General features: G+C 65.1%; 17 protein-coding genes, 1 pseudogene and 1 riboswitch. Of the genes and pseudogenes, 6 read left to right on the forward strand and 12 right to left on the reverse strand.

Annotation, left to right across the window (positions count from 1 at the left end):
• Positions 1-145 precede the first annotated feature (145 nt).
• On the reverse strand, positions 146-982 hold the full coding sequence (locus tag MJ205_RS05635; protein ID WP_239811573.1) for a thymidylate synthase: 837 nt from the start codon (positions 980-982) through the stop codon (positions 146-148).
• A gap of 147 nt (positions 983-1,129) precedes the next feature.
• Positions 1,130-1,810 (reverse strand): annotated as a pseudogene (locus MJ205_RS05640) (thymidylate synthase); the annotation flags it as partial.
• A 342-nt stretch (positions 1,811-2,152) separates the two neighbouring features.
• Here MJ205_RS05640 and MJ205_RS05645 point away from each other — a divergent pair.
• Positions 2,153-2,626 carry a hypothetical protein gene (locus MJ205_RS05645; protein ID WP_239811574.1) on the forward strand — a complete coding sequence of 158 codons (474 nt, stop codon included), beginning with the start codon at positions 2,153-2,155 and terminating at the stop codon, positions 2,624-2,626.
• 69 nt (positions 2,627-2,695) lie between these two features.
• On the opposite strand, the gene MJ205_RS05650 is transcribed toward MJ205_RS05645, so the two are convergent.
• Together MJ205_RS05650 and MJ205_RS05655 are read right to left on the reverse strand one after the other, a co-directional pair.
• Positions 2,696-4,117 (reverse strand): FAD-binding oxidoreductase, encoded by a 1,422-nt coding sequence (locus tag MJ205_RS05650; RefSeq protein WP_239811575.1) that lies wholly within the window; start codon positions 4,115-4,117, stop codon positions 2,696-2,698.
• A 32-nt stretch (positions 4,118-4,149) separates the two neighbouring features.
• Positions 4,150-4,593: a DUF2069 domain-containing protein gene (locus tag MJ205_RS05655; RefSeq protein WP_239811576.1), complete on the reverse strand. Its 444-nt coding sequence runs from the start codon at positions 4,591-4,593 to the stop codon at positions 4,150-4,152.
• A 20-nt stretch (positions 4,594-4,613) separates the two neighbouring features.
• Here MJ205_RS05655 and MJ205_RS05660 point away from each other — a divergent pair, with 20 nt between their 5' ends.
• Positions 4,614-6,011 (forward strand): YihY family inner membrane protein, encoded by a 1,398-nt coding sequence (locus tag MJ205_RS05660; RefSeq protein WP_239811577.1) that lies wholly within the window; start codon positions 4,614-4,616, stop codon positions 6,009-6,011.
• Between the two features lie 106 nt (positions 6,012-6,117).
• Here MJ205_RS05660 and MJ205_RS05665 read toward each other — a convergent pair whose 3' ends face one another.
• The 4 genes from MJ205_RS05665 to MJ205_RS05680 all read right to left on the reverse strand — a co-directional run bounded on the left by MJ205_RS05665 (position 6,118) and on the right by MJ205_RS05680 (position 9,784).
• A complete protein-coding gene (locus MJ205_RS05665; protein ID WP_239811578.1) occupies positions 6,118-6,981 on the reverse strand; it encodes a PoNe immunity protein domain-containing protein in 864 nt (287 codons plus the stop codon).
• 231 nt (positions 6,982-7,212) lie between these two features.
• Complete coding sequence (locus MJ205_RS05670; protein ID WP_239811579.1) at positions 7,213-8,046, reverse strand: alpha/beta fold hydrolase; 834 nt, start codon at positions 8,044-8,046, stop codon at positions 7,213-7,215.
• Positions 8,047-8,063: 17 nt separating this feature from the next.
• Positions 8,064-8,486 (reverse strand): GNAT family acetyltransferase, encoded by a 423-nt coding sequence (locus tag MJ205_RS05675; protein ID WP_239812672.1) that lies wholly within the window; start codon positions 8,484-8,486, stop codon positions 8,064-8,066.
• Positions 8,486-9,784 (reverse strand): O-acetylhomoserine aminocarboxypropyltransferase, encoded by a 1,299-nt coding sequence (locus tag MJ205_RS05680; protein ID WP_239811580.1) that lies wholly within the window; start codon positions 9,782-9,784, stop codon positions 8,486-8,488. The genes MJ205_RS05675 and MJ205_RS05680 overlap by 1 nt, the downstream gene beginning before the upstream one ends.
• Before the next feature lie 139 nt (positions 9,785-9,923).
• On the opposite strand from MJ205_RS05680, the gene MJ205_RS05685 reads away from it, so the two are divergent.
• Positions 9,924-10,376, forward strand: coding sequence for a CBS domain-containing protein (locus MJ205_RS05685; protein WP_230771119.1), 453 nt, complete (start codon positions 9,924-9,926; stop codon positions 10,374-10,376).
• Positions 10,377-10,475: 99 nt separating this feature from the next.
• On the opposite strand, the gene MJ205_RS05690 is transcribed toward MJ205_RS05685, so the two are convergent.
• Positions 10,476-11,810: a citrate synthase family protein gene (locus MJ205_RS05690; RefSeq protein WP_239811581.1), complete on the reverse strand. Its 1,335-nt coding sequence runs from the start codon at positions 11,808-11,810 to the stop codon at positions 10,476-10,478.
• Positions 11,811-12,014: 204 nt separating this feature from the next.
• Here MJ205_RS05690 and MJ205_RS05695 point away from each other — a divergent pair, with 204 nt between their 5' ends.
• Both MJ205_RS05695 and aroC read left to right on the forward strand, forming a co-directional pair.
• Positions 12,015-13,490: a CoA transferase gene (locus MJ205_RS05695; protein WP_239811582.1), complete on the forward strand. Its 1,476-nt coding sequence runs from the start codon at positions 12,015-12,017 to the stop codon at positions 13,488-13,490.
• Positions 13,491-13,538: 48 nt separating this feature from the next.
• A complete protein-coding gene (gene aroC / locus MJ205_RS05700) occupies positions 13,539-14,642 on the forward strand; it encodes a chorismate synthase (protein ID WP_239811583.1) in 1,104 nt (367 codons plus the stop codon).
• Between the two features lie 77 nt (positions 14,643-14,719).
• Here aroC and nrdR read toward each other — a convergent pair whose 3' ends face one another.
• The 3 genes from nrdR to MJ205_RS05715 all read right to left on the reverse strand — a co-directional run bounded on the left by nrdR (position 14,720) and on the right by MJ205_RS05715 (position 17,797).
• Positions 14,720-15,214 carry a transcriptional regulator NrdR gene (gene nrdR / locus MJ205_RS05705; protein ID WP_239811584.1) on the reverse strand — a complete coding sequence of 165 codons (495 nt, stop codon included), beginning with the start codon at positions 15,212-15,214 and terminating at the stop codon, positions 14,720-14,722.
• A gap of 20 nt (positions 15,215-15,234) precedes the next feature.
• Positions 15,235-16,479, reverse strand: a complete 1,245-nt coding sequence (gene glyA / locus MJ205_RS05710) for a serine hydroxymethyltransferase (RefSeq protein WP_239811585.1) — start codon at positions 16,477-16,479, stop codon at positions 15,235-15,237.
• A gap of 57 nt (positions 16,480-16,536) precedes the next feature.
• Positions 16,537-16,699, reverse strand: a riboswitch (ZMP/ZTP riboswitch).
• 126 nt (positions 16,700-16,825) lie between these two features.
• Positions 16,826-17,797: a lytic transglycosylase domain-containing protein gene (locus tag MJ205_RS05715; protein WP_239811586.1), complete on the reverse strand. Its 972-nt coding sequence runs from the start codon at positions 17,795-17,797 to the stop codon at positions 16,826-16,828.
• A 1,191-nt stretch (positions 17,798-18,988) separates the two neighbouring features.
• Between MJ205_RS05715 and MJ205_RS05720 the strand changes: the two genes are divergently transcribed.
• A complete protein-coding gene (locus MJ205_RS05720; RefSeq protein WP_239811587.1) occupies positions 18,989-22,957 on the forward strand; it encodes a DUF748 domain-containing protein in 3,969 nt (1,322 codons plus the stop codon).
• The last annotated feature ends 94 nt before the right edge of the window (positions 22,958-23,051 follow it).

Here is a 23,051-nt window from a genome sequence, read left to right on the forward strand (position 1 = left end):
GAGACGAACCTAGGGCCTAGGACGGTTGCTTCTGCAGAGTACTCGTACTGGAGCGCCTTACCCTGGTACAAAAAGAACGCCTCGTTCGCGAAATCCGAGGAAAAAGCTTCGCTTGTGCGGGACTTCGATGGACGAGGCATTTATTTCACACCGCGATGGGTGCAGGGATATGCGGATGCGGGTCGTAATCGAGGACCTCGAAGTCCTCAAACCGATAGTCCAGGATGGACGCTGGTTTGCGCTTGATGTTCAGGCGTGGAAGCGGGCGAGGCTCCCGGGTTAACTGAAGCTTGGCCTGTTCGATGTGGTTCAGGTACAGGTGAAGGTCCCCAAACGAGTGTACGATTTCACCTGGCTCTAGGTCGCATTGTTGCGCGACCATGTGAGTTAAGAAAGCGACCGAACTGCCGTTGTAGGGGCACCCGAGCAAGATGTCTCCTGAACGCTGGGTCAACATGCAGCTGAGCCGGCCATTCGACACATAGAACTGGTACATCACATGGCATGGAGCAAGTGCCATACGACCGGCGCGCGCGTTGTCCTGAGGGCTTTGGCGCTCGTCGGGAATATAGGCGACGTTCCACGCGTTGATGATGTGCCTGCGGCTGTTAGGGTTTCGCCGGATGCCTTCGACTAAGGCAGTCACTTGGTCGATTGGTTTGCCGTCCCGACCTGGCCAAGCGCGCCACTGGGCACCGTAAAGCGGACCGAGGTCGCCCGTTTCGGTAGCCCACTCATCCCAGATGGAGACGCCGTTCTCTTTTAGATACCGGGTGTTATCGCCGCCCTGCAGGAACCAGAGTAGTTCATGCAAGATGGACTTGATGTGGAGCTTTTTGGTCGTCAGCAAGGGGAAGCCCTCGCTGAGGTCGTGCCGATACATGCGGCCAAACACCGAGAGGGTGCCGGTGCCGGTGCGGTCTCCACGCTGCACGCCATTGTCAAGGACATCGCGCAGAAGGCCTAAATATTGATGGTCCATAGTGTTCCTTCGCTTCCTGCAAGATTAGCACACGCGGAAGTGCCTTGCATGGACAGTTTTTTTAGTTGGTGGTAATGTTGAATGGAGTGTTTAGCCTGAGTAGTAGGGCTAGTGAATGTATGAGGACGCCTGGTGAATGTGCCCAAAAAATGGGGTGCCCAGGCCCACATCATTGCTGCGGATATACAGGCACAGCGAGATCTCGCGCTTGCTCTGGTCGACGAGGAACTGGTAGAGCAGATGGCAGGGGGGCAGGGCCATTTCTTCGAGCTGGGCCCAGTTCCAGCCGTGGAAGAGGATGCGGCGGCTGCCCGGGTCGGTCATGATGGTGTCCAGGCACTGGCGCAGCTGGTCGATGGCTTTGTAGAGCACGATCTGGCGTTTGCCGCCTTCGGCCACTTCGCCGATCTGGGTGTAGCCCTTGGCGAGCGCGTCGGCCACCTGGGCCTGGCTGTGGGGCCGGGCCAGGTCGATCAGCTTGTAGGCCGGCCACTGGCGCCATTGCACGCCGTAGACGGGGCCCAGGTCGTCGGCCTCGAGGCGGTAGGGGTTGGCCAGCCAGGCCTGGTTTTCATTGGCGTTCTGGTCCCAGACCTTGCAGCCCAGCGCGCGGAAATCCGCGGCGCTGCGCGCGGCGCGCAGAAAACCGACCATCTCGCCGATGGCGGATTTGAAAGCCAGCTTCTTGGTGGTGACGGCCGGAAAGCCTTGCTGCAGATCAAACTTGAGCATGGCGCCGGGCATGCTGAGCGTACGGATGCCTGTGCGGTTGGTCTGCCAGGAGCCTTGGTCCAGGATGTTCTGGACGAGTTGGAGGTATTGCTTCATGTTCTTCTGGGGCTGTTCGGGGGGCCTGGCCGCATCGCCGCCCGGGGGCGGGCGCCTGGCCCGGCGCGGGCATGCGTGCCAAGGCGGCGGGGCAGGTGGCAAGGCCCAAAGGATGTACTGTACGACGGCCGCGTTGCTTGCGTAGGCCGTAAGGATAAGCGCCTGTGGGAGATACCTGCGATGGCCATCGCCGCGCAAAAATTGGTGTAGGGTGTCGGCTTTGGCGCCCGGACCCACCGGAGCCGGCGGCACACCGCCGTGCCCCAAGCCGGTGGGCGCCGGGACATCGACAGTTTGCCGGGCGCAGGAGAGGGCGCTGCAAACGCTGACAAGGACACCGATATGTGGACGATGACGAAGAAATGGGGCCTGGCCCTGGGCGCTGCTGCGGCGCTGGCGCTGGCCGGCTGCCAGACGGCGCCCGCTGGCATGGACCCCAACGGCCAGCAGGCCTGGAACCAGCTGCAGGCCCAGGTGGGCCAGTATCCGCACGATGCCGCTTTCCTGCAGCAGGGCGTGATGGCTGCGCGCATGCAGCACCTGCTGGGTGAGCACCGTGCGGCCTTCATGCAGAACCTGCAAGTGACCGGGCCGCTGAGCAAGCAGGGCTCCGTCTACTACATCACCGGCAACCGCCAGCACGAGGGTGGCCAGAATGCCGCCGCCGTGGCCCTGGATGCCAAGAGCAACACCATGCGCATCTGGTGGCTGCAGGACGGCCAGCCCCGCGTGGTGCAGGACCCGGGCGCGGCCTTCTCCTGGCCCAAGGATGTGAACCAGATGATCAGCAACGCGGTGGGCACGCCGGCGTCCTGAGCCTTCGGCGCGCAAAAAACAGGGCGGCACCTCATCGAGGGCCGCCCTGTTTGGTGGTGTGCAGCTTATTTAGCCGCGTGTGACCATCGCATGCGGGTTCATGATGTTCTGCGGGTCCAGCGCGGCCTTGACCGCACGCATCATCGACAAGGCCACCGGCGACTGGTACTGCGGCAGGGTGTCGACCTTGAGCGTGCCGATGCCGTGCTCGGCCGAGATGGAGCCGCCAAACGCGGCGACTGCGTCATAAACGATGTGGTTGACCTCGTGCTCACGCTCATCGAGGAACTGCTTGGCGTCCCCGCCCTCGGGCGCCTGCACATTGAAGTGCAGATTGCCGTCGCCCAGGTGGCCGAAATTGACCAGGCGCATGCCCGGCACCTTGTCGTTGAGCACCTGCGTGGCATGCTCGACAAACTCGGGGATGCGCGAGATGGGCACCGAGATGTCGTGCTTGATGTTGAGGCCTTCCTCGACCTGTGCGAGCGGAATGCTTTCGCGGATATGCCAGAGGTTGTGGGCCTGGCCCAGGTTCTCGGCCACGACGGCGTCCAAGACGATTTCCTGCTCGAATGCGGCTTCCATCAGCGCCTCAAAGCGGCTGCGGGCATGTTCTTCCGATTCGCTGTCGGAGTTTTCCAGCACGACGGCGTAGGGGAAGGCGGGGTTGTCGATAAAGGGCACGCGCAGCTGGGGCATGTGCTTGTCCACCAAGGTCAGCGCAAAGCGGTTCATCACCTCGAAGCCGGTCAGGCCCGCGCCCAGGTACTGGTGGGCCAGCGCCAGCAGGCGCACGGCGGCATCGAACGACGGCAGAGCCGCCCAGGCGGTGAGCTGGCTCGCCGGCATCGGGTAGATCTTCATCGTTGCGGCGGTGATCACGCCCAAGGTGCCTTCGCTGCCGATGAAGAGGTTGCGCAGGTCGTAGCCGGTGTTGTCCTTGCGCAGGCCCTTGAGGCCGTTCCAGATCTCGCCCTGCGCATTGACGACTTCGAGGCCCAGGCAGAGCTCGCGGGTATTGCCATAGCGCACGACCTGGGTGCCGCCGGCATTGGTGCCCAGGTTGCCGCCGATGGTGCAGCTGCCTTCGGCCGCCAGCGACAGCGGGAACAGGTAGCCCTGGCTTTCGCAGCGCTCCTGCAGGGTTTGCAGAATGCAGCCGGCCTCGACCGTGACGGTGAGGTTGTCCTTGTCGATCGCACGGATGGCCTGCATGCGGCCCAGGTTCAGCACCACCTGCTGGCCCGAGGTGTCGGGCGTGGAGCCCACGACCAGGCCGGTGTTGCCGCCCTGGGGCACGATGGAGGTGCCGTTGGCCGCACAGGCCTTGACGACGGCCGCCACTTGCTCGGTCGTGGCAGGGCGTACCACCGCCAGCGCCTTGCCGTGGACGCGGCGGCGCCAGTCCTGTTCGTAGGCGCTCAGGTCGCCCTCGGTAAGCACATGGGCATCGCCCACTATCTGGCGCAAGCTCGCTATCAGGTCGGTCATTGGAGGTCTCAGCAAATGAAAAGAAAAAGAATCTAAGAGGCGGCAGCGGCCGGCTTGGGCGCCGGGGCCACGGCGCGTTGGCGGCCCCGGATATGCACCACGCAGGCGGCAAACAGCAGCAGGCACAGTGCGATCTCGGCCAGCGCGCACCAGCGGCTGGGCGCGGCATCGCCCCAGGCGCGCACCACGCCTTCGACAAAATACAGCCACACCAGCAGGCTCAGCCAGCGGTAGGTATACATGCGGTGCTTGAGCAGGCCGGCCAGCGGAAGGCACAGCGGCAAGGCCTTGAGCACCAGCCAGGAGCCGCCCGGCCGCAGCGGAGCGAGCCACAGCTCCCAGGCCAGGCACAGCACCACGAGGCCCAGCAGCGCCGCCACCGCCAGCCAGCGCGAGTATTGCGCAGCGGCGCCGGCCGGCGCAGGCGTTACCAATTCAGGCAGATTTGCCGCAGGATCAGGGGTGGATACAGGCATGGAAATGGCATCATATCGGTATGTACGTAAGTGATGAGAAAAACGCGGCATCTTTGCAGGTGCATCGGCGCCAGGGATGGGCGCTGTGGTGGCAGCAGTTTGCGGCGTTTCCGTGGCGCAATACCGTCAACACCTTGCGCACGCGCTTCGGTGAGGACCGCCTGGGCCTGACGGCCAGCAGCCTGACCTTTACCACGATGCTGGCGCTGGTGCCCTTTTTCACGGTGGCGCTGGCCTTGCTCACCGCCTTTCCGATGTTTGCGACGGTCGAGGCGCAGTTGCAGCGCTGGCTGATCGAGAGCCTGATCCCCAGCACCATTGCGAGCCAGGTGCTGGGCTACATCACGCAGTTTGCGTCCAAGGCCAGCCGCCTGGGTCTGGCCGGCCTGAGCTTTTTGCTGGTGACAGCGCTGGCGCTGATCCTGACGATGGACCGTACGCTGAACAACATCTGGCGCGTGCGCCAGCTGCGGCCGCTGGGCCAGCGCGTGCTGATCTACTGGGCGGCCATGTCGCTGGGCCCGCTGGTGCTGGCCTCCAGCCTGGTGCTGACGTCGTCGGTGGTGGCGGCCTCGCGCAGTGCCTTTGGCGAGCTGCCGTACCTGATCCGGCTGGCCTTTGATTCGCTGGAGTTTGTGCTGCTGGCATCGGGCGTGACTGCGATGTACCGCTATGTGCCCAACACCCATGTGCGCTGGCGCGATGCGCTGGCCGGCGGCCTTTTCGTGGCCGTGGGCATTGAGGTGGCCAAGAAGGTGCTGACCTTGTACCTCGTGCATGTGCCGACCTATTCGACGATCTATGGCACCTTTGCCACCTTGCCAATCTTGCTGATCTGGATCTATGTGGCCTGGGTGATCGTGCTGTTGGGCGCGGTGGTCGCTGCCTACCTGCCCAGCCTGCTGGCCGGCGTGGCGCGGCTGCCGCTGGCGCAGAGCTGGGATTTTCAGCTGGCGCTTGAATGCCTGCGCGCGCTCAACCTGATGCGCTACCAGCCCGAGAAGGGCCTGTACCTGCACCAGCTTGCGACCCGCCTGCAGGTGGAGGATGTGCAGCTGCATCGCGCACTCGATGTGCTGTGCCAGCTCGACTGGGTGGGCGCTGTGGTGGACGTCGATGAACGCCGAACCGGCACCGGTGCGCCCGAGAGCCAGCATGACATGCGCTATGTGCTGCTGATCGAGCCTGCGCAGACCCTGGCCGCGCCGCTGGTGGCTGCGCTGATGCTCGATCGCAATGAAGCCACCGAGCCGCTGTGGTGGCACAGCGGCCTGGACCAGATGGTGCTGATTGCGCTGCTGGAGCGCCGCCAGTGGCTGCCTGATGCGGCACCGGAGCCCGAGGAGCAAGCGCCAGCGCAGGCGCTGGCGACGGTGCCGGGTGATGAGGGGGACCAGGACGTGCCAGCCAGGGCCTGAGCGTTGTTTCAGGGGCCGGAGGTGCTGCGTCCTACAGGCCGCTTGCTGGCTTGGCTGCGCCGGCCGCCACCTGCGCCCGCTTGCGCGGAGGGGCGCTACACGCCCTTCAGTGGACGGCGAAGCTGGCCTCGTTGAATGCCAGCCGCTGGCGCGCCAGCGCCACCATGTCGGCGGGGTAGCAGCTGAAGGCGGTCAGTGCGCTGTCGTCGAGTTCGTACAGCACCACCAGCGCGGCGACCTCCCAGGCCCAACGTGGATGGTGTTCGCCCATGCCGATCAGCCGGCCAATGGCAGCCAGCGCGGGGTGGGGCTGGCTGCTGTAGTGTTCTTCCAGATAGTGCTGCAGTGGCGCGGTGCCCAGCTCGGTCTGCTCGAAGAAGGCGGCCAGATCGGCATAAGGTTTGGGGCAGAACACCTGGGCGGAGGCCTCGTCCTTGTCGCAGGCGACGGCGCTGAGGTAGTCGAGCAGGCAGTCACAGCGGTTGCCCAGCAGCCGTTTGACGATGCCCGGGATCAGTTCCTGGCGCTCCAGCAGTATCGGCAAAGCGAGCAGCTGCACAGCAGCCGGGTAGTTGTTGGAGGCGGGGTTGAACGGCTGCACCGCCTGCGCAGGCGTGGCCGCAGCGCTGCGCATGAAATCCGCATATTCATTGCACCAGTGCAACACGTGCTCGAACAGACCTTCCATCGCACGCGGGGGCAGGCCACGGCTGTAGGCCAGGTCCAGCAGCGCGAGCGACTGCAGCGCAGCCCGGCACCAGCCGGCGCGCGCTGCGCGCTGGCTGTCGGCGTCCAGATCCTGCACGTCCAGACCATAGTAGCCATGGCTGGAGAATTCATGCAGGCTTGACAACTGGTCCGCCCAGGTCTCCGCCCAACGCTCCAGGTCCATGTCCACGCGTGGCCGCAACAGGTGCCAGGGTTGCGCCTGGCAGTGCTGCAGCAAACAGGGAAGGGCCTTGTATTGCATAAGTCGTATGTATCCGGTCTGCAGCTTTTCAGATGCAGCTGTCTGGGCCTCCATCGGCCTAGTGGATAGGCTAACGCATTTGCTGCCTAGAATGCGGCATTTTCTGCGGAGGCTTACGCCTTCTTACGCCAGATACATACGGGATAGACTGCTATAAAAACAAAAGCAATCACACCATAGCAAAACTGGTGGCGCCATCGGGAGCGGCTCTTGTTGCGCTGCAGCAGTTCCTCAGGCGGCGCGCTGGGAGGCGGGCGGGGCCTTGAGAAAATCATGGATGGCGAACAAGGTCTCATCGGGCGACTCGGTCATCTGGTTGTGACCGCAGGGCACCATGCGGACCTGCACCTGCTTGCCGGCCGCCTGGGCTGCATCCACCAGGCTGCGCGCGGCGCGGGCCGGGGTCATCTGGTCTTGCTCGCCCAGCACGAACAGCACCGGGCAGGCCAGCGCGGCCATGGCGGCCTGGCCGTTGCGGTAGCTGTCGCAGGCGACAAAACCGGTGTGCAGCAGGTTGGTATCGCTGTTGCTCGCCTGCACGCGGCGGGCCAGCGCCATGCCTGCGCCAAACACCCAGCTGCCGGCACCCGAAGGGGGGGCCAAGGTCGCGCGCGAGAAGGTCTGCACCATGCCAATGGCCTGGTCGGTGGCGTTCAACGCTTGCTCCAGCAAGGCGGGCGCGACCTTCATCGGATCGGCAGTGCCGACCAGCACCAGGTGGCTGATGCGTTCGCCCAGGCGTGCGGCCGCTTCCATCGCAATCAGGCTGCCCCAGCTGTGGCCGATGAGGGCGGCGCGCTCCAGCCCGGCGGCATCGAGCAGCTGGGCGATGGTGCCGGCGGCCTGCTCCACAGTCTGTGGCGCGGCGCCACCGCTCTTGCAGTGCCCTGGCAGGTCGATGGCCAGCACATTCCAGCCATGGTTGGCCAGGTAGCGGCTTTGCAGCGCCCAGACGCTGTGGTCGCACAGCACGCCGTGGATGAAGAGGGCAGTGGGCTGGTTGGCATTGAGCGCCTTGCCGCCGGTGTAGGCATACAGGTCGGCACCTTGAACTTGGATTCGCATGTCTGTGCTCCGATGGTCTAGATGTCTGCAATCAGCCGCTTGCCCAGGCTCACGGTGTGGTCGTCGCTGTAACCCAGGCTTTCGTAGAAGGCGATGACGGCCTCGTTGCCGGCACGCACCTGCAGGTTGAGCTTGGGGCAGCCCAGCGCCGTCAGCTCGGCCTCGGCGCGCTGCATCAACTGGCGCGCATGGCCCTGGCGCTGGTGCCTGGGGTGCACGGCCAGGTAGTTGATCCAGCCCCGGTGGCCGTCGTAGCCGACCATGATGCTGGCCATCACCTCGCCCTGGTCATCGACACCGACCCAGAACAGCTCGGGCGAGACGCTGAGCTTGCGCGCGATGTCCTTGTGCGGATCATTCCAGGGGCGGGTCAGGCCACAGTCGTTCCACAGCTGCACCACCGCTGGCGCATCCTGCGATGCATAGACACGGATTTGCATCATGCCGCCTTCTCTGCGGCCTTGAGCGCGCGCTTGAGGTCGTCGATCAGGTCGTCGGCATCTTCGAGGCCGATGGACAGGCGGATCGTGCCCTGGCTGATGCCCGCTTGCGCCAGCGCGTCGTCGTGCATGCGAAAGTGCGTGGTGCTGGCCGGGTGGATGACCAGCGAGCGGCAGTCACCGACATTGGCCAGGTGGCTGAAGACCTTGAGCGTCTCGATGAACTTCTTGCCCTGGTTGCGGTTGCCGGCAATGTCAAAGCTGAACACCGAGCCCGCGCCGCGCGGCAGCAGCTTCTGCGCCAGCGCGTGGGAGGGGTGGCTGTCGAGCATGGGGTGGCCCACGCGGCTGACCAGCGGGTGGCTGGCCAGGAACTGCACCACCTTTTCGGTGTTGCGCATATGGCGCTCCATGCGCAGCGGCAGGGTTTCGATGCCTTGCAGAATCAGCCAGGCGCTGTGCGGGCTCATGCAGGCACCAAAGTCGCGCAGGCCTTCACGCCGGGCGCGCAGCAAGAAGGCGCCGGTCGTCGATTCCTCGCTGAACACCATGTTGTGAAAGCCGTCATAGGGCGCGGTCAGCTCGGGGAAGCGGCCAGACTTCTCCCAGTCAAAACTGCCCCCATCGACGACGATGCCGCCGATGACGGTGCCGTGGCCGGAGAGGAACTTGGTGGCCGAGTGGTAGACGATGTCGGCGCCATGCGCAAAGGGCTTGATCAGCCACGGCGAGGTCAGGGTGGAGTCGACCAGCAAGGGTACGCCGGCCTCATGGGCGATCGCCGAGACCGTGGGGATGTCCAGCACATCGAGGCCGGGGTTGCCGACGGTCTCGCCAAAGAACAGCTTGGTGTTGGGCCGCACCGCAGCGCGCCAGCCGTCGATATCGCCGGGTTTGACGAAAGTCGTCTCGATGCCAAAGCGGGCCAGCGTGTAGTGCAGCAGGTTCTGGCTGCCACCGTAGAGCGCGGTACTGGCGACGATATGGCTGCCCGCACCCATCAAGGTCGCAATCGACAGGTGCAACGCGGCCTGGCCGCTGGCCACCGCGATCGCACCGACGCCCCCTTCGAGTGCGGAAACGCGCTGCTCGAGCACCGCATTGGTGGGGTTGCTGATGCGGCTGTAGACATGGCCGGGCCGCTCCAGATTGAAGAGGCTGGCCGCATGGTCGCTCGACTCGAAGACGAAGGACGTGGTCAGGTGGATGGGGACGGCACGGGCGCCGGTGGCAGGGTCCGGCTGGGCGCCGGCGTGCAGACTCAGGGTGTCAAAGCCGGGATCGGTATAACCGGGCATGGCGTATCTCCGCGATGTTGTCGTTCTGGACGGGCATTGTCGGCTATATTTAGCAGACCCGGATTGGCAGGCCTGTCGCCGATGCGTTTGCATGCAGGCGGGTCCCACCCGCATCGGAGAACGGTACAAGGAGACACCCATGAAAGTCAGCGATATCCTCCGCCTCAAAGGCAACACCCTCTACACGGCCAGCGTCAATGACCCTCTGGGCGACGCGATCCAGACCATGGCAGAGAAGGACATTGGCTCGCTGGTGGTGATGGAGCACGGCGACGTCGTGGGCATGTTGACGTTCCGCGAGGTGATCGTCGCCATTGTCAACAACGGCGGTACCGCTGGCAGCATCCTGGTGCGCAGCGTGATGGATGACGCACCTTTGACCTGCACGATGGAGACCGACATGGACGAGGTGCGCCGCATGATGCTGGACCGCCATGCGCGCTACATGCCGGTGATGGACAAGAAGATGCTGATGGGGGTGATCAGCTTCTACGACGTGGCCAAGGCCGTCGTCGACAGCCAGAACTTCGAGAACAAGATGCTCAAGGCCTATATCCGCGACTGGCCGGTGGAAGGCGAGACCGATTCCTGATGCACCGCCGGCGCAGCTTGCGGTGCGCCGGTTCTGCTCAACACCTGCAACACGGGCGGCCTGCGAGGCCGCTTTTTTGCGCCTGGGCTTGGGTGCCGGTCAGAAACGGATGATCCGCCCCGGGATGCTGGCGGGGTTTCCGGTGGAGCCAGCGTCCGCCCGCTGGGGTGCGGTGTCAGCCGGCAGACCCACATACTGCGCGCGGGGGCGAATCAGCTGGCCGCTGGCGCGCTGCTCGAGCGCATGGGCCAGCCAGCCTGCCGTGCGGCCCAGTGCAAACAGCACAAAGGCGGCGCCCGCTGGCAGGCCCAGGCCGCGCTGGATGGCCACCAGCGCATAGTCCAGACTGGGGTGCAGGCCGGTGTGGCGGTGGACGCTGGCCAGCAAGGCGCTGCGGGCCGCATCGGCAGGCAGCAGGCGCAGCAGCCGCTCGCTGCGCGGGTCGCCGGCCGGGTAGAGCGGGTGGCCAAAGCCTGCGCAGTAGTGGGGGCTGCCGTTGATGCGGGTGTCGGCCAGCAATTGGGCGAGCGAGGGCGGCAGCGTGCCGTCGGCCTGCGGCGCCGCATGCCAGTCGTCCCAGTGCCGGTCGATCACCGCCGTCATCCCGCCGTGCAGCGGGCCGCTGAGTGCCGCCAGGCCGGCGCCGAGGCTGGCATGCAGGCTGGCGCCTGTGGAGGCCACCACGCGGGCCGCAAAGCTGGAGGCATTGAGCTCATGGTCGGCGCAAAGCACCAAGGCCTGGCGCAGGGTGTCTTCGCCCGCTGCATCCACTTGCCAAAGGGCTGCGAGCTGCTGGTGGATGGGCGGTCCGGTCCAGGACGGCGCGTCGTCAGAGGACGGCAATCCGGCCAGCACCTCCAGCATCTGCTGCAGCAGCGGCCCAGGCCAGCCGGGATGGGCCAGCGTGGGCTCGCCAGCAGGCAGACTGTGCCAGGCGCGCAATGCCTGCTCGGGCGGGCGGGGTTGTGGCACGGGCTGTGTGGCGGCTGCTGTGCCTTCGGTGCCTGCAGTGGCTGGCATGGGTGCGCTGGGAGGTGCTGCCGCAAGGGGCTGGTCCAGCAGCAGCGCAGCCGTGTCCTCCAGGCTGGCATGCTGCGCCCATTGCAGCGCATCGCGGCCCCGGTAATACAGCTGGCCCTGGCTGACCTGGGTGATGGCCGAGCGCAGCACCGGTGTGCCCCAATCCAAGGTGGAGCGGGCCAGCTGCGCGGGGTTGCGTACCGCTTGCCGCTGGCGCGCCAGGCGCTGCACATCGATACGGGCGTAGACATGGCCGCGCGTGCCCGGTTGGCTGTGCGCCCGCAGCAGCCCCCGGCTCACATAGGCATAGAGGCTGGCGCGCTGCACGCCCAGCATCGCGGCGGCCTGCTGGCTGGTGAGCCAGGGGCTGTCGTTGCAGGCAGGCGGGGTGGGGGCGGGGTATGCGGGGACCATGGGCCATGCTACTGCAGTGCCGGGTCACTAGGGAGCCTTTGCACAACCCTCGCCGAATGGGATGGACGTGGATCGCCCGAGTCCGCGTTCAGACCACGGCAGGGAGTTCTGCAGAGGATCCCTTATATGTACCGGCCCAATCAAGATTGACCCGAGTGGGCGCGAGGTATGCAATGGCGGCCATGTGCCCACCAGGAGAACGCCTTGCCAACCACTGACCACAACACCGCCGCCACCCAAACCCTGGCGCAGCTGCCGCTGCATGCCGCCATCCAGGCCAGCGTGCACACGCTGTGGCAGCAAGCGGGTCTGCCAGCGCAGGCTTTGCAGCCAGGCGCTTTGGCGCTCAGCGGCGACGGCACAGCCTACCCGTCGAGCTTTTGCATCGATGTGGCGGCCCCGGCTGCAGTGGCTGCCAGCGGCCTGGCCAGCGCCTGGATCGACCAGCACCGCCAGCAGCTGCCCATGCCCCCGGTCAATGTGGATGTGGGCCATGTGCTGGCCGAATGCAGCGGTTATTTCACGATAGACGGTGAGCAGCCCAACCTGTGGGCCCCCATTTCGGGCCTGTATGCCTGCGGCGCCGATCTGGGCGAGCCGGGCTGGCTGCGCATCCATGCCAATTTCGAGCACCACCGCGATGGCTTGCTGCGGCTGATGGGCCTGCCCACCGGCGCAGCCACTCCGCGCCAGGCGGTGGCCGATGCGCTCAAAGGCTGGACGGCGCAGGCGGTGGAAGAGCGGGCCGCAGCGCTCGGTCTGGTGGTCGCAGCCGCCCGCAGCCCGCAGGCCTGGCAGGCCCACCCCCAAAGTGCGGCGGTGGCAGCGCAGCCCCTGGTGTCCATCACGCCGCTGGACAGCGGCCAGCCCGCCGCAGCCCGTGGCTGGCCTGCGCCTGCCCGGCACCGGCCGCTGGATGGCCTGCGCGTGCTGGACCTGACCCGCATTCTGGCCGGACCCGTGGCCGCCCGCAGCCTGGCCGCGCAAGGGGCCGATGTGCTGATGGTCAATGGCCCGGGCCTGCCCAATATCGACGCCATTGTCGATATGAGCCGGGGCAAGCGCTCGGCGTTGCTGGACCTGAAAACGCAGACAGGCCAGCGCAACATGGCCGCGTTGCTGGGCCAGGCCCATGTGCTGCTGCAGGGTTACCGGCCTGGCGCGCTGGATGCGCTGGGGCTGGAGCCGCAGTCTGTCGCCCGGCTGCGGCCCGGTATCGTGTATGCCAGCTTGTCGGCCTACGGGCGCAGCGGCCCCTGGGCCGACCGGCGTGGCTTCGATTCGCTGGTGCAGACGGTTTGCGGCATCAACTGGGCCGAGGGCCAGGCTTTTGGCAGCGCGGGGCTGCGGGCGCTGCCGCTGCAGATTCTGGATTACAGCGCGGGATTTTTGCTGGCCTTTGGCATCCAGGCGGCCTTGTACCGCCAGGCGACGCAAGGCGGCAGCTGGCATGTGCAGGTATCGCTGGCGCGCGTGGCGCAGTGGCTGCAATCCATGGGGCAGCGGCCGGTATCGGCTGCGCCGGCACCCGCCAGCGTGCCGCCAGCGGCCTATCTGGAAACCATGGACACCGGCTTTGGCCGGCTGCGCGCGGTGCGCCACAGCGCGGTGCTGCAGGGCCTGCCCAGTGGCTGGCCCCATGCCGGCCAGCCGCCCGGGGGTGACCAGCCCTGCTGGTGAGCCCTGCGGGGCTGTGTGGGGCACTGGCATCAGTGATAATGGCGGGCTATGAGCGGCAATACCTTCGGCACCTTATTTACTGTTACCAACTTTGGCGAATCCCATGGCCCGGCGATTGGCTGCGTGATTGACGGCTGCCCACCGGGCATGGCGTTGAGCGAGGCAGACATCCAGCAGGATCTGGACCGCCGCCGCCCCGGCACCAGCAAATTTGTCACCCAGCGCAATGAGCCCGACAGCGTGGAGATTCTCTCGGGCGTTTACGAGGGCAAGACCACGGGCACGCCGATTGCGCTGCTGATCCGCAATACCGACCAGCGCAGCAAGGACTACTCCAATATTGCGCAGAGCTTTCGCCCCGGCCATGCCGACTATGCCTACTGGCACAAGTACGGCATCCGCGACCCGCGTGGTGGCGGCCGCTCGTCGGCCCGGCTGACGGCGCCTACCGTGGCGGCCGGCGCCGTGGCCAAGAAGTGGCTGAAAGAGAAGTTCGGCACCGCGTTCCGCGCCTGCATGCTGCAGGTGGGCGAGGTGGCCCTGCCGTTCGAGGACTGGGCGCATGTGCCCAACAACCCGTTTTTTGCACCGGTGGCCGATGTCAGCCGCTATGAAGACTATATGGATGCGCTGCGCAAGGCGGGCGACTCCTGCGGCGCGCTGATCCGCGTGCAGGCCAGCGGTGTGCCGGTGGGCCTGGGCGAGCCGCTGTATGACAAGCTCGATGCCGACATCGCCTACGCGATGATGGGCCTCAATGCCGTCAAGGCGGTGGAGATCGGCGCTGGTTTTGACAGTGTGGCCCAGCGTGGCACCACGCACGGTGATTCGCTCAGCCCCCAGGGCTTTCGCAGCAACAATGCCGGCGGCATTCTGGGCGGCATCAGCACCGGCCAGGACATCGAGATCCGCATCGCCATCAAGCCGACCAGCTCGATCATCAGCCCCCGCGAGTCCATCGATACCGAGGGCAACAGCACCGAAGTCATCACCAAGGGCCGGCACGACCCCTGCGTGGGCATCCGCGCCGCACCGATTGCCGAGGCCTTGCTGGCGATGGTGCTGATGGACCATGCGCTGCGCCACCGCGCGCAGAACAGCGATGTGCAGCTGGATGTGGGCCCGATCGCTGCGGAGGCGCCGCAGTCCTGACGCGCAGGGGCCGGACCGGCACCGGTCTGGCGCACCCACGAAAAAAAGCGAACCCTGGGGTTCGCTTTTTTTATCGCTCAGTCCTTTTTACGGGCGCTGTCCTTCTTGGCCGGCGGCGGCGGCGGGGTGGTCACCTCGTCGACGATGGACTTGAACTGGTCAATGTCCTCAAAGCTGCGATACACGCTGGCGTAGCGGATGTAAGCCACCTTATCGAGCTTTTGCAGCTCGGCCATCACCAGCTCGCCGATCAGATGGGTCTGCACCTCGCGCGCACCCAGGGTGCGCAGCTTGTCTTCGACATGCTCGAGTGCCATGTCCACCTTGTCGATGCTCACCGGGCGCTTGCGCAGCGCCAGGCTGAAGGAGCCGCGCAGCTTGCTGCGGTCATAGTCGATGCGCCGGCCGTCCTTCTTGACGATCACCGGCAGGCTGACTTCGGGCCGCTCGTAGGTGGTGAAGCGCTTTTCGCAATGGCCGCATTGGCGCCTGCGCCGTACAAAGCCGCCGTCTTCTGCAACACGGGTCTCCACCACCTGGGTATCGGGATGGCTGCAGAAGGGGCATTTCATAGGCGCGGGCGCTGCTCAGATCAACGGTAGACGGGGAAACGTGCGGTCAGGGCGTTGACCTTTGCGCGCACGGCAGCGATGTTGGCCTCATCACGGGGGTTGTCCAGCACGTCGGCGATCAGGTTGGCGGTCAGGCGCGCTTCTTCGTCCTTGAAGCCACGGGTGGTCATCGCAGGCGTACCGATACGGATGCCGCTGGTGACCATCGGCTTTTCCGGGTCGTTGGGGATGGAGTTCTTGTTGATCGTCATGTGGGCAGCGCCCAGCACGGCTTCGGCTTCCTTGCCGGTGATGCCCTTGGCGCGCAGGTCCACCAGCATCACGTGGCTTTGCGTGCCACCGGAGATGATGCGCAGGCCGCGCTCGGTCAGGGTCTCAGCCACGATGCGGGCGTTGGTCTTGACCTGCTGGGCATAGGTCTTGAACTCGGGCGACAGCGCTTCCTTGAAAGCCACGGCCTTGGCAGCGATCACGTGCATCAGCGGGCCGCCTTGCAGGCCGGGGAACACGGCCGAGTTGATGGCCTTTTCGTGCTCGGCCTTCATCAGGATGACGCCGCCACGTGGGCCGCGCAGGCTCTTGTGGGTCGTCGTCGTCACCACATCAGCGTGGGGCACGGGGTTGGGGTACTCGCCTGCGGCGATCAGACCGGCATAGTGGGCCATGTCCACCATGAAGATCGCGCCGACATCCTTGGCCACCTTGGCAAAGCGGGCGAAGTCGATTTCCAGCGAGTAGGCCGATGCACCGGCGATGATCAGCTTGGGCTTGGTCTCGTGCGCCTTCTTTTCCATGGCGTCGTAGTCCAGCTCTTCCTTCGCGTTCAGGCCGTAGGAGACGACGTTGAACCATTTGCCGGAGATGTTCAGCGGCATGCCGTGGGTCAGGTGACCGCCTTCGGCCAGGCTCATGCCCATGATGGTGTCGCCGGGCTTGAGGAAGGCCAGGAAGACTGCCTCGTTGGCGGAGGCGCCGCAATGGGGCTGCACGTTGGCCGCTTCAGCGCCAAACAGCTGCTTGACGCGGTCGATCGCCAGTTGCTCGGCGATATCGACAAATTCGCAGCCGCCGTAGTAGCGCTTGCCGGGGTAGCCTTCGGCGTACTTGTTGGTCAGTTGGGTGCCCTGGGCCCACATCACGGCAGGGGAGGCATAGTTCTCGCTGGCGATCAGCTCGATGTGCTGCTCTTGACGCTGGTTTTCGGCCTGGATGGCTGCAAAGAGTTCTGCGTCGGTCTGTTCGACAAGGATGTTGCGTTGGTACATGGCGGTCGTTGGAGTCAGAAGTGAGCCCTGCCTGCCAACGTTGAGGGTGGCAAAAACAGGGGCTGCCCAGGCGCACGGCTAACACGTGGCGGGTGCGGGGGGCGATGGGCCCGCCCTGGCACTGCACGGTACGCTCCCCGGTGGTTGCTGCAGGCCGGGCCTGCATTCCACGTCAACAATCCGGTCATACAGATGTCTATCGCCAGTCGCGTACCCGGCTAGTGTAGCCGAGGCCACAGCGCGCTGGAGGCAATGGGTTTATCGCGTTCGCCAGTAAAGACCAGGCCCCCAAGCAAAAAGCACCCTCAAGGGGTGCTTTGCCAGGGGGTGAGAGGAAAGCCTGCGCTCAGGAGCCCATGGCCACGGCGGTGGCCTCGGCCTTGGCAGCTGCAGGCAGCGCAGCGGGCTTGTCAGCCAGTGCCACCGTCTCGGCGGCCGCGGCAGCAGCGCTGTTACTGGCCGCCTTGGCCTTGTCGGCCACGGTAGCGGCCGCTGCCGGCATATCTGCCTGGGCAGACAGCGATGGCTTGGCGGCGGGAGCCACCGGTGCCTTGGGGGTGTTGCTGCGGCCTTCGGCGACTTGCTTGATGCGGAAATGCTCGGCCATCACCTTGGCGGCGTAACCGCCATCGGTGGGCAGGTTGGCAGCGCCCACATAGTACTTGAGACCACCTTCGAGCGAGCCAGCGCGTTCAATGCACTCTTGCAGCACCTTGACACCCACCCGCAGATTGGTCACCGGGTCAAAGGCCGCAAAGTGGCCGCCGAAGTGCTCGTACTTGTCGGTGTGGATCTTGGTCATGACCTGCATCAGGCCTTGCGCACCCACCGAGCTCTGGGCGAAGGGGTTGAAGCTCGATTCGACAGCCATGATCGCCAGGATCAAGGTGGGGTCGAGCTTGGTGTCCTTGCCGACCTGGTAGGCCTCGGAGACGAGCACGGCCAGCGGCTCGGGCGCGACCCGGTATTTCTTGGCCAGCCAGTACGCGACATTGGCCTGATTGCGGGGCAGCTGCTGGGGATTGCTGGCAGTGGCGCGGTCCACGGCGGCCATCATTGCCGCATCATCGGCGGCGCTGACGTCCGCATCGGCAATAGCGGCATCAGCCGCCGGCGCCTGCGTGCGTGCCTGCAACCAGCTGCGCAACTGCGCTTCGCCCGCATGGCGAAGGTCGTCACGCGACACCAGGGTGAGGGCGCAGAACGCCACCACCAGACCGATCAAAGCAAAACTGTTGTGTGCCATGGTCATCAGACCACGGCTGATGGTGGCGCTCAACGAGCGCACACCGGCATCCACTTGCGCGGGAGCCGTCATAGGGATTTTTCCTTTCAAAGTCCCACCACCTCCAAGCGCCCGGTAGGTTTTACATCGGGCGGGGGTCTGGCAGGGAGGGGCCGCACTGTCCTGTGCGGCCACCGGCAGGCCATCTGCGCAGCAGACGGCCCTTGTCGTTTCATGCACGCTCTTGCGTGTCAGGGGCTACGATCAAAACACCGGGAGGGTGTTGACTAAAAAATCAGCAATCAATGCAATGGGCTGAATTCTAGAAGCTTGCTTAATACCCAGTCAACACTATTGAATGGCGAAATTAGAAAAAAAAGTAATAAAAAAACGTGTATAGCGGTGCGTCGCCGGCGCGGATCCGGTCGGTGGCGACCGGGCCGCAGCGCGCCGGATGTCCGGCAGAAAAAGCACCGCCGCTTGGGGTCCATCGCGGCGTAAGGCATAGGTCTTGATAGTCTATATTTAATGTTTTTAATAACGTGATTGGTATAAAGGATTCGATGAAAAGTCAATCTTTATCAAATGCCGCGCAGCTTTTCTGCTCTGTTTTTATGCAAAGCTGCGGTTCCATTCGCGTATCAGCGGTGACAGCCGCCCAGCCGAAGCGGGGGACTGACAGGTTTGTCGGACCCGCGCCGACAAGGCGACTGCTGACTTGATTTGGGTCAGGGGCCTCGCGTCATCAAACGGTCATCGCAGCGTCCACCCGTTTCACAGTAAATTGCCAAAAAACTGTATAAAAACCAGGTTAAAAGCCGTAATAACCTAGAACCCCATCAGGTTTTTGGTATTTGTGCCTGGGTAAAAATAGTGCAAACGCCTAAATTCCTCATCGGCGTGGTGTTTTTGCCGACCCATTTGGGCCGCGCCGCGTGCGGCAGCACGCAGCCAGCTCGGGCGGGAAGGCCGGTCGGTCGCGCCCGGACCGGCCAGCTCACACCGCCGGGCTTCTTCGCGTTCGGCAGGGCAGGGCGCCGCCCGCTCCGGCGCACTGCAGCCCTTGCAGGTCTCCATGGAAACCAGGCCTTTCCTCTATATATATGCAGGCTTGCATTCTTCTGGGACAGGCCGGCCAGTTTTGAACGATTGTGAACCCGCCACAGATCGCGCTTTTGTGTGCTAAGCCAATGCCGCTGCGGCAGCTTATTTGGGCACAATGGCTCTTGGTACTGCCAACCGGCCTTGTTGTGGCCGTATGGGCGCTGATTGAGGAACGTCGCCGTGAGCGAAACGCAAGAAACAAACAAGAAAAAGACCGCAGCGGTGCGCTGGTTGCGCCGGCTGGGATGGTGTCTGCTGGCACTGCTGCTGCTGTGGGCGCTGTCGTGGCTGCTGCTGCCTTGGCTGCTGCGCACCCAGGGTGAGAAGCTGGGCACCGAAAAGCTGGGGCGGGCGGTGCATATCGGCGCGGTGGAGTTCAAGCCCTGGTCGCTGGAGCTGACGGTGCGCGACCTGCAGATCGCGGGCCCCCAGCCCGACAGCCCGGCCATGCTCGCGGTCGAGCGCCTCTATGTGGATGCCGATATCCAGTCCGTTTTCCGGCTGGCGCCGGTGCTCGACGCGATCCAGGTCGACAAGCCGGTGCTGCACCTGGCGCAAACCGCACCCGGCGAGTTTGATGTTGACGAGGTGCTGCAAAAGCTGCGCAGCCCGCAACCCCAGCCCGATGACGGCAAGACGGCGCATTTTGCGCTCTACAACATCGAGCTCAAGGACGGGCAGGTGGCCTTTCGCGACGACACCGTGGGCCAGACCCATGAACTGAAGGATCTGCAACTGGGCATTCCGTTTCTGAGCAATCTGGAGTCCAAGCGCGAGATCAAGGTGCTGCCCCAACTGGCCTTTGTGCTCAATGGCAGCCAGTTTGCGAGCCATGCCGAGGCCACGCCGTTTGCCGACGACCGAAAGGCAGAAGCCCAGTTTGCGATCAAGGACCTCGACCTCCAGCCTTATCTGGCCTATCTCCCCGCGTCCTTGCCGGTCAAGCTGGCTGCCGGTGTGCTCAATGCCGATCTGGCGCTCGCCTTTGAGCAGCAAGAAAAGACCCAGGTGCGCCTGAGCGGCGAAGTGCATGCCAGCGGCGTGCAGGTGCGTGATGCGGCCAACGGTGAATTGCTGGGCTGGGAGCGGCTGGATGTGCAACTGGCCGATGTGCAGCCTTTGTTGGGGCAGGTGCATGTCGCCCAACTGGCGCTGGATGGCGCGCAGCTGTCGCTCAAACGGGGCAAGAATGGGCAACTGAGCCTGCTCGATGCCCAGGGCCAGGCGCTGCCGGGGCGGACTGAAGCAGCCGCTGCCACGGAAAAGGCGGAGCCTGGTCCTTCCGTCGCCCGTGCAGACGCTGCAAGCAGCGACGCCAAGGAAGACCAGGCAGAGCCGCAGGTGCCAATGGCCGACTCTGGCGCATCCGCAGGCAAAGCCAGTACTGGCCAGCCCAGCTGGTCGGTGCAGATCGATGCGCTCAAGCTCAGCCGCCTCAAAGGCGTGTGGGTGGATGAAAGCGTGCCGCTGCCAGCGCGCGTGCAGCTCGATGACTTCAGCATGGAGGCGCAGCACATCGCCTGGCCCTTCAAGGAGCCCTTCCAGTTTGAGGGTTCATCAGGGCTCTCGGGTGCCCAGGGCGTGCCGTCTACCGGCCGTCTGGTGTTCTCGGGCAAGGCGACAGACCAGATGGCGGAGGTGGATGTGCGCACCACGGGCCTGCCGCTGCAGCTGGGCGCTTCTTATCTGACCGGCGTGATCGAGCCCGGCCTGCTGGGCACGATAGACAGCGAGATGCAGCTGAGCCGCCAGGGCACCGCCCTCAAGGTGACGCTCGCGCAGATGCGCGTGTCCGATGTGGCGCTGCAGTGCAATAGCAAGGCCAACTGTGCGCCGCCCCATGGTGCGGCCATCGGCCTCAAGGGCAAGAACAGCCTGCTGGAGCTGCGCCAGTTGCTGGTCCAGGATGCCGTGCTGGACACGGAGGCCCAGCAGGTCAAGCTGGGCTCGGTGCAGCTGGTGGAGCCGGTGCTGGGCGTCTCGCGGGCCAAGGACGGCCGCATGATGTTTGAGGATTGGCTGGTGGCCTCGCAGGCCCGCAAAGCCGATGACCGCAAGCCGGCCGCCCAGGTGGCCACCGGCAAACCCTGGGATGTGCAGCTGGGCCTGGTCAGCATCAAGGGTGCCCAATTGGCTTTCCAGGATGAGTCCACGGCCCGCAAGGTGGCCTTTCGCCTGACCGGCTGGGATCTGGAGCTGCGCGACTATGCGCCTTTGGCGGCCAAGGCCAAGCCCTCGCCACTGAAGCTCTCGGGCCGCATTGGCAGCGGCCGCGCCGAGCCGGGCCGGCTCGCCTATGAAGGCAGCCTGGGTCTGGCGCCGCTGTCGGCCGTGGGGCGCCTGAATGTGAGCCAGCTGCCCGTCCATGCGTTTGAGCCCTATGCGGCGGCCTTGCTGCCGGTGCGGCTGATGCGGGCGGATGCCAATTTCCGGGGCACGGTGGATTACGCGCAAACGGACAAGGGGCCGGTGGTGCATGTCAAAGGTGATGCCGGGCTCGATGATGTGCGTGTGCGTCCCTTGGTGGCCGCCGCATCCCCGGCGCTTGCAGACGATGCGGGCGACGACGATGGCAATGGCGCAGGCGACGCAGGGCGTAAAGCGGCTGCCCCGGCCGCCAGCCGGGGTGCCGGGACGCTGCGCATGGGGCTGATGGGCGCAGGCGATGACCTGCTGAACTGGAAGCTGCTGAGTCTGCGCGCGCTGGCGCTGGACATGGTGCCCGGCCAGCGCATGAAGGTGCAGGTCGGCGAGACGGCCTTGACCGATTTCTACGCCCGTCTGGTGGTGCAGGAGAACGGCAAGCTCAACCTCCAGGATCTGGGCGCAAGCCGTGCTGCGGCTGCAGCGGGTGAGGCGGCAGCGCCTGAAGGCGTGGTGGTCGAAGCGTCGGGCGGTGCAGCGGTCAGCGCCCCGGCCTCGCCAGCCAGCCCGGAACCGGCCACGGGGCCGATCATCGATATGGGGCCGATCACCTTGGCAGGTGGTACCGTCAAGTTCAGCGACCAGTTTGTGCGGCCCAACTACTCGGCCGACCTGTCCGAGCTGGCCGGCCGCATGGGCGCCTTCTCGTCCGAGCCCACCGCTGGCCAGTTGCAATTGGCGGAGCTGGAGCTGCGCGGCAAGGCCGAGGGCACCGCGTCGCTGGAGATCACCGGCAAGCTCAATCCGCTGGTCAAGCCGCTGGCGCTCAATATCCATGGCAAGGTGCGCGATCTGGAGCTGTCGCCGCTGACGCCCTACAGCATCAAGTACGCCGGCCACGGCATCGAGCGCGGCAAGATGAGCGTCGATGTGCAGTATGACGTGACGCCCGAAGGCATGCTGACGGCGAGCAACAAGCTGGTGCTGAACCAGCTGACCTTTGGTGATGCCGTGCAAGGTGCGCCGGCGAGCCTGCCGGTCAAGCTGGCCGTGGCCTTGCTGGCCGACCGCAATGGGGTGATCGACCTGGACCTGCCAATCAGTGGCTCGCTCAACGATCCGCAGTTCCGTCTCGCGCCGATCATCTTCAAGGTCATTGGCAACCTGATCATGAAGGCGGTGACTTCGCCGTTCGCGCTGCTGTCGGGCGCCTTCGGTGGCAGCAGCGAGGCCAGCCATGTGCCTTTTGCCCCCGGCAGCGCGGTGCTGGATGCAGACAGCAAGCAAAGCCTGGACAAGGTGGCCAAGGCGTTGGAAGAGCGCCCGGCGCTGCAGCTGACCGTCTCCGGCCAGGCCGACCTGGAGCGCGAGAAGGACGGCTGGCGCAAGGCCCGCATCGATGACCTGGTGCTGGCGCAAAAGCGCCGTGCCACGGTACGCGCCGGCGGCAAGCTCGAAGACGTGCAGGCAGTGAGCGCTGCCGAGTACCCCGCCTTGCTCAAGGATGTGTACAAACGTGCCGATATCCAGAAGCCGCGCAACCTGGTCGGCATGGCCAGCGACATCCCCGTGGCCGAGATGGAAACCTTGCTGCTGACCAGCATCAGCGTGCCCGACAACGCGATGCGCGAGCTGGCGCTGGCTCGCGGCGTGACCGTGCGCGACTACCTGGCCGGCAAGGGCGTGAAGCTGGAACGCTTGTTCCTGGGCAATGCCAAAACCGAGGGCTTTGGCGATGACAAGGACTGGACGCCGCATGCCGAGCTGAGTCTGGCACCGCGCTGAGCGCTGATACGCCACCGATCAAGGGCTGGGCCGCAGGGTGCCAGCCCTTTGTTTTTGGCCATACTGCGGTTGAATTACCTTATAGCGATGCCCC

Origin of the sequence: Comamonas sp. B21-038 (assembly GCF_022387135.1) — a bacterium.
Classification (GTDB): Bacteria; Pseudomonadota; Gammaproteobacteria; order Burkholderiales; family Burkholderiaceae_C; genus Comamonas; species Comamonas sediminis.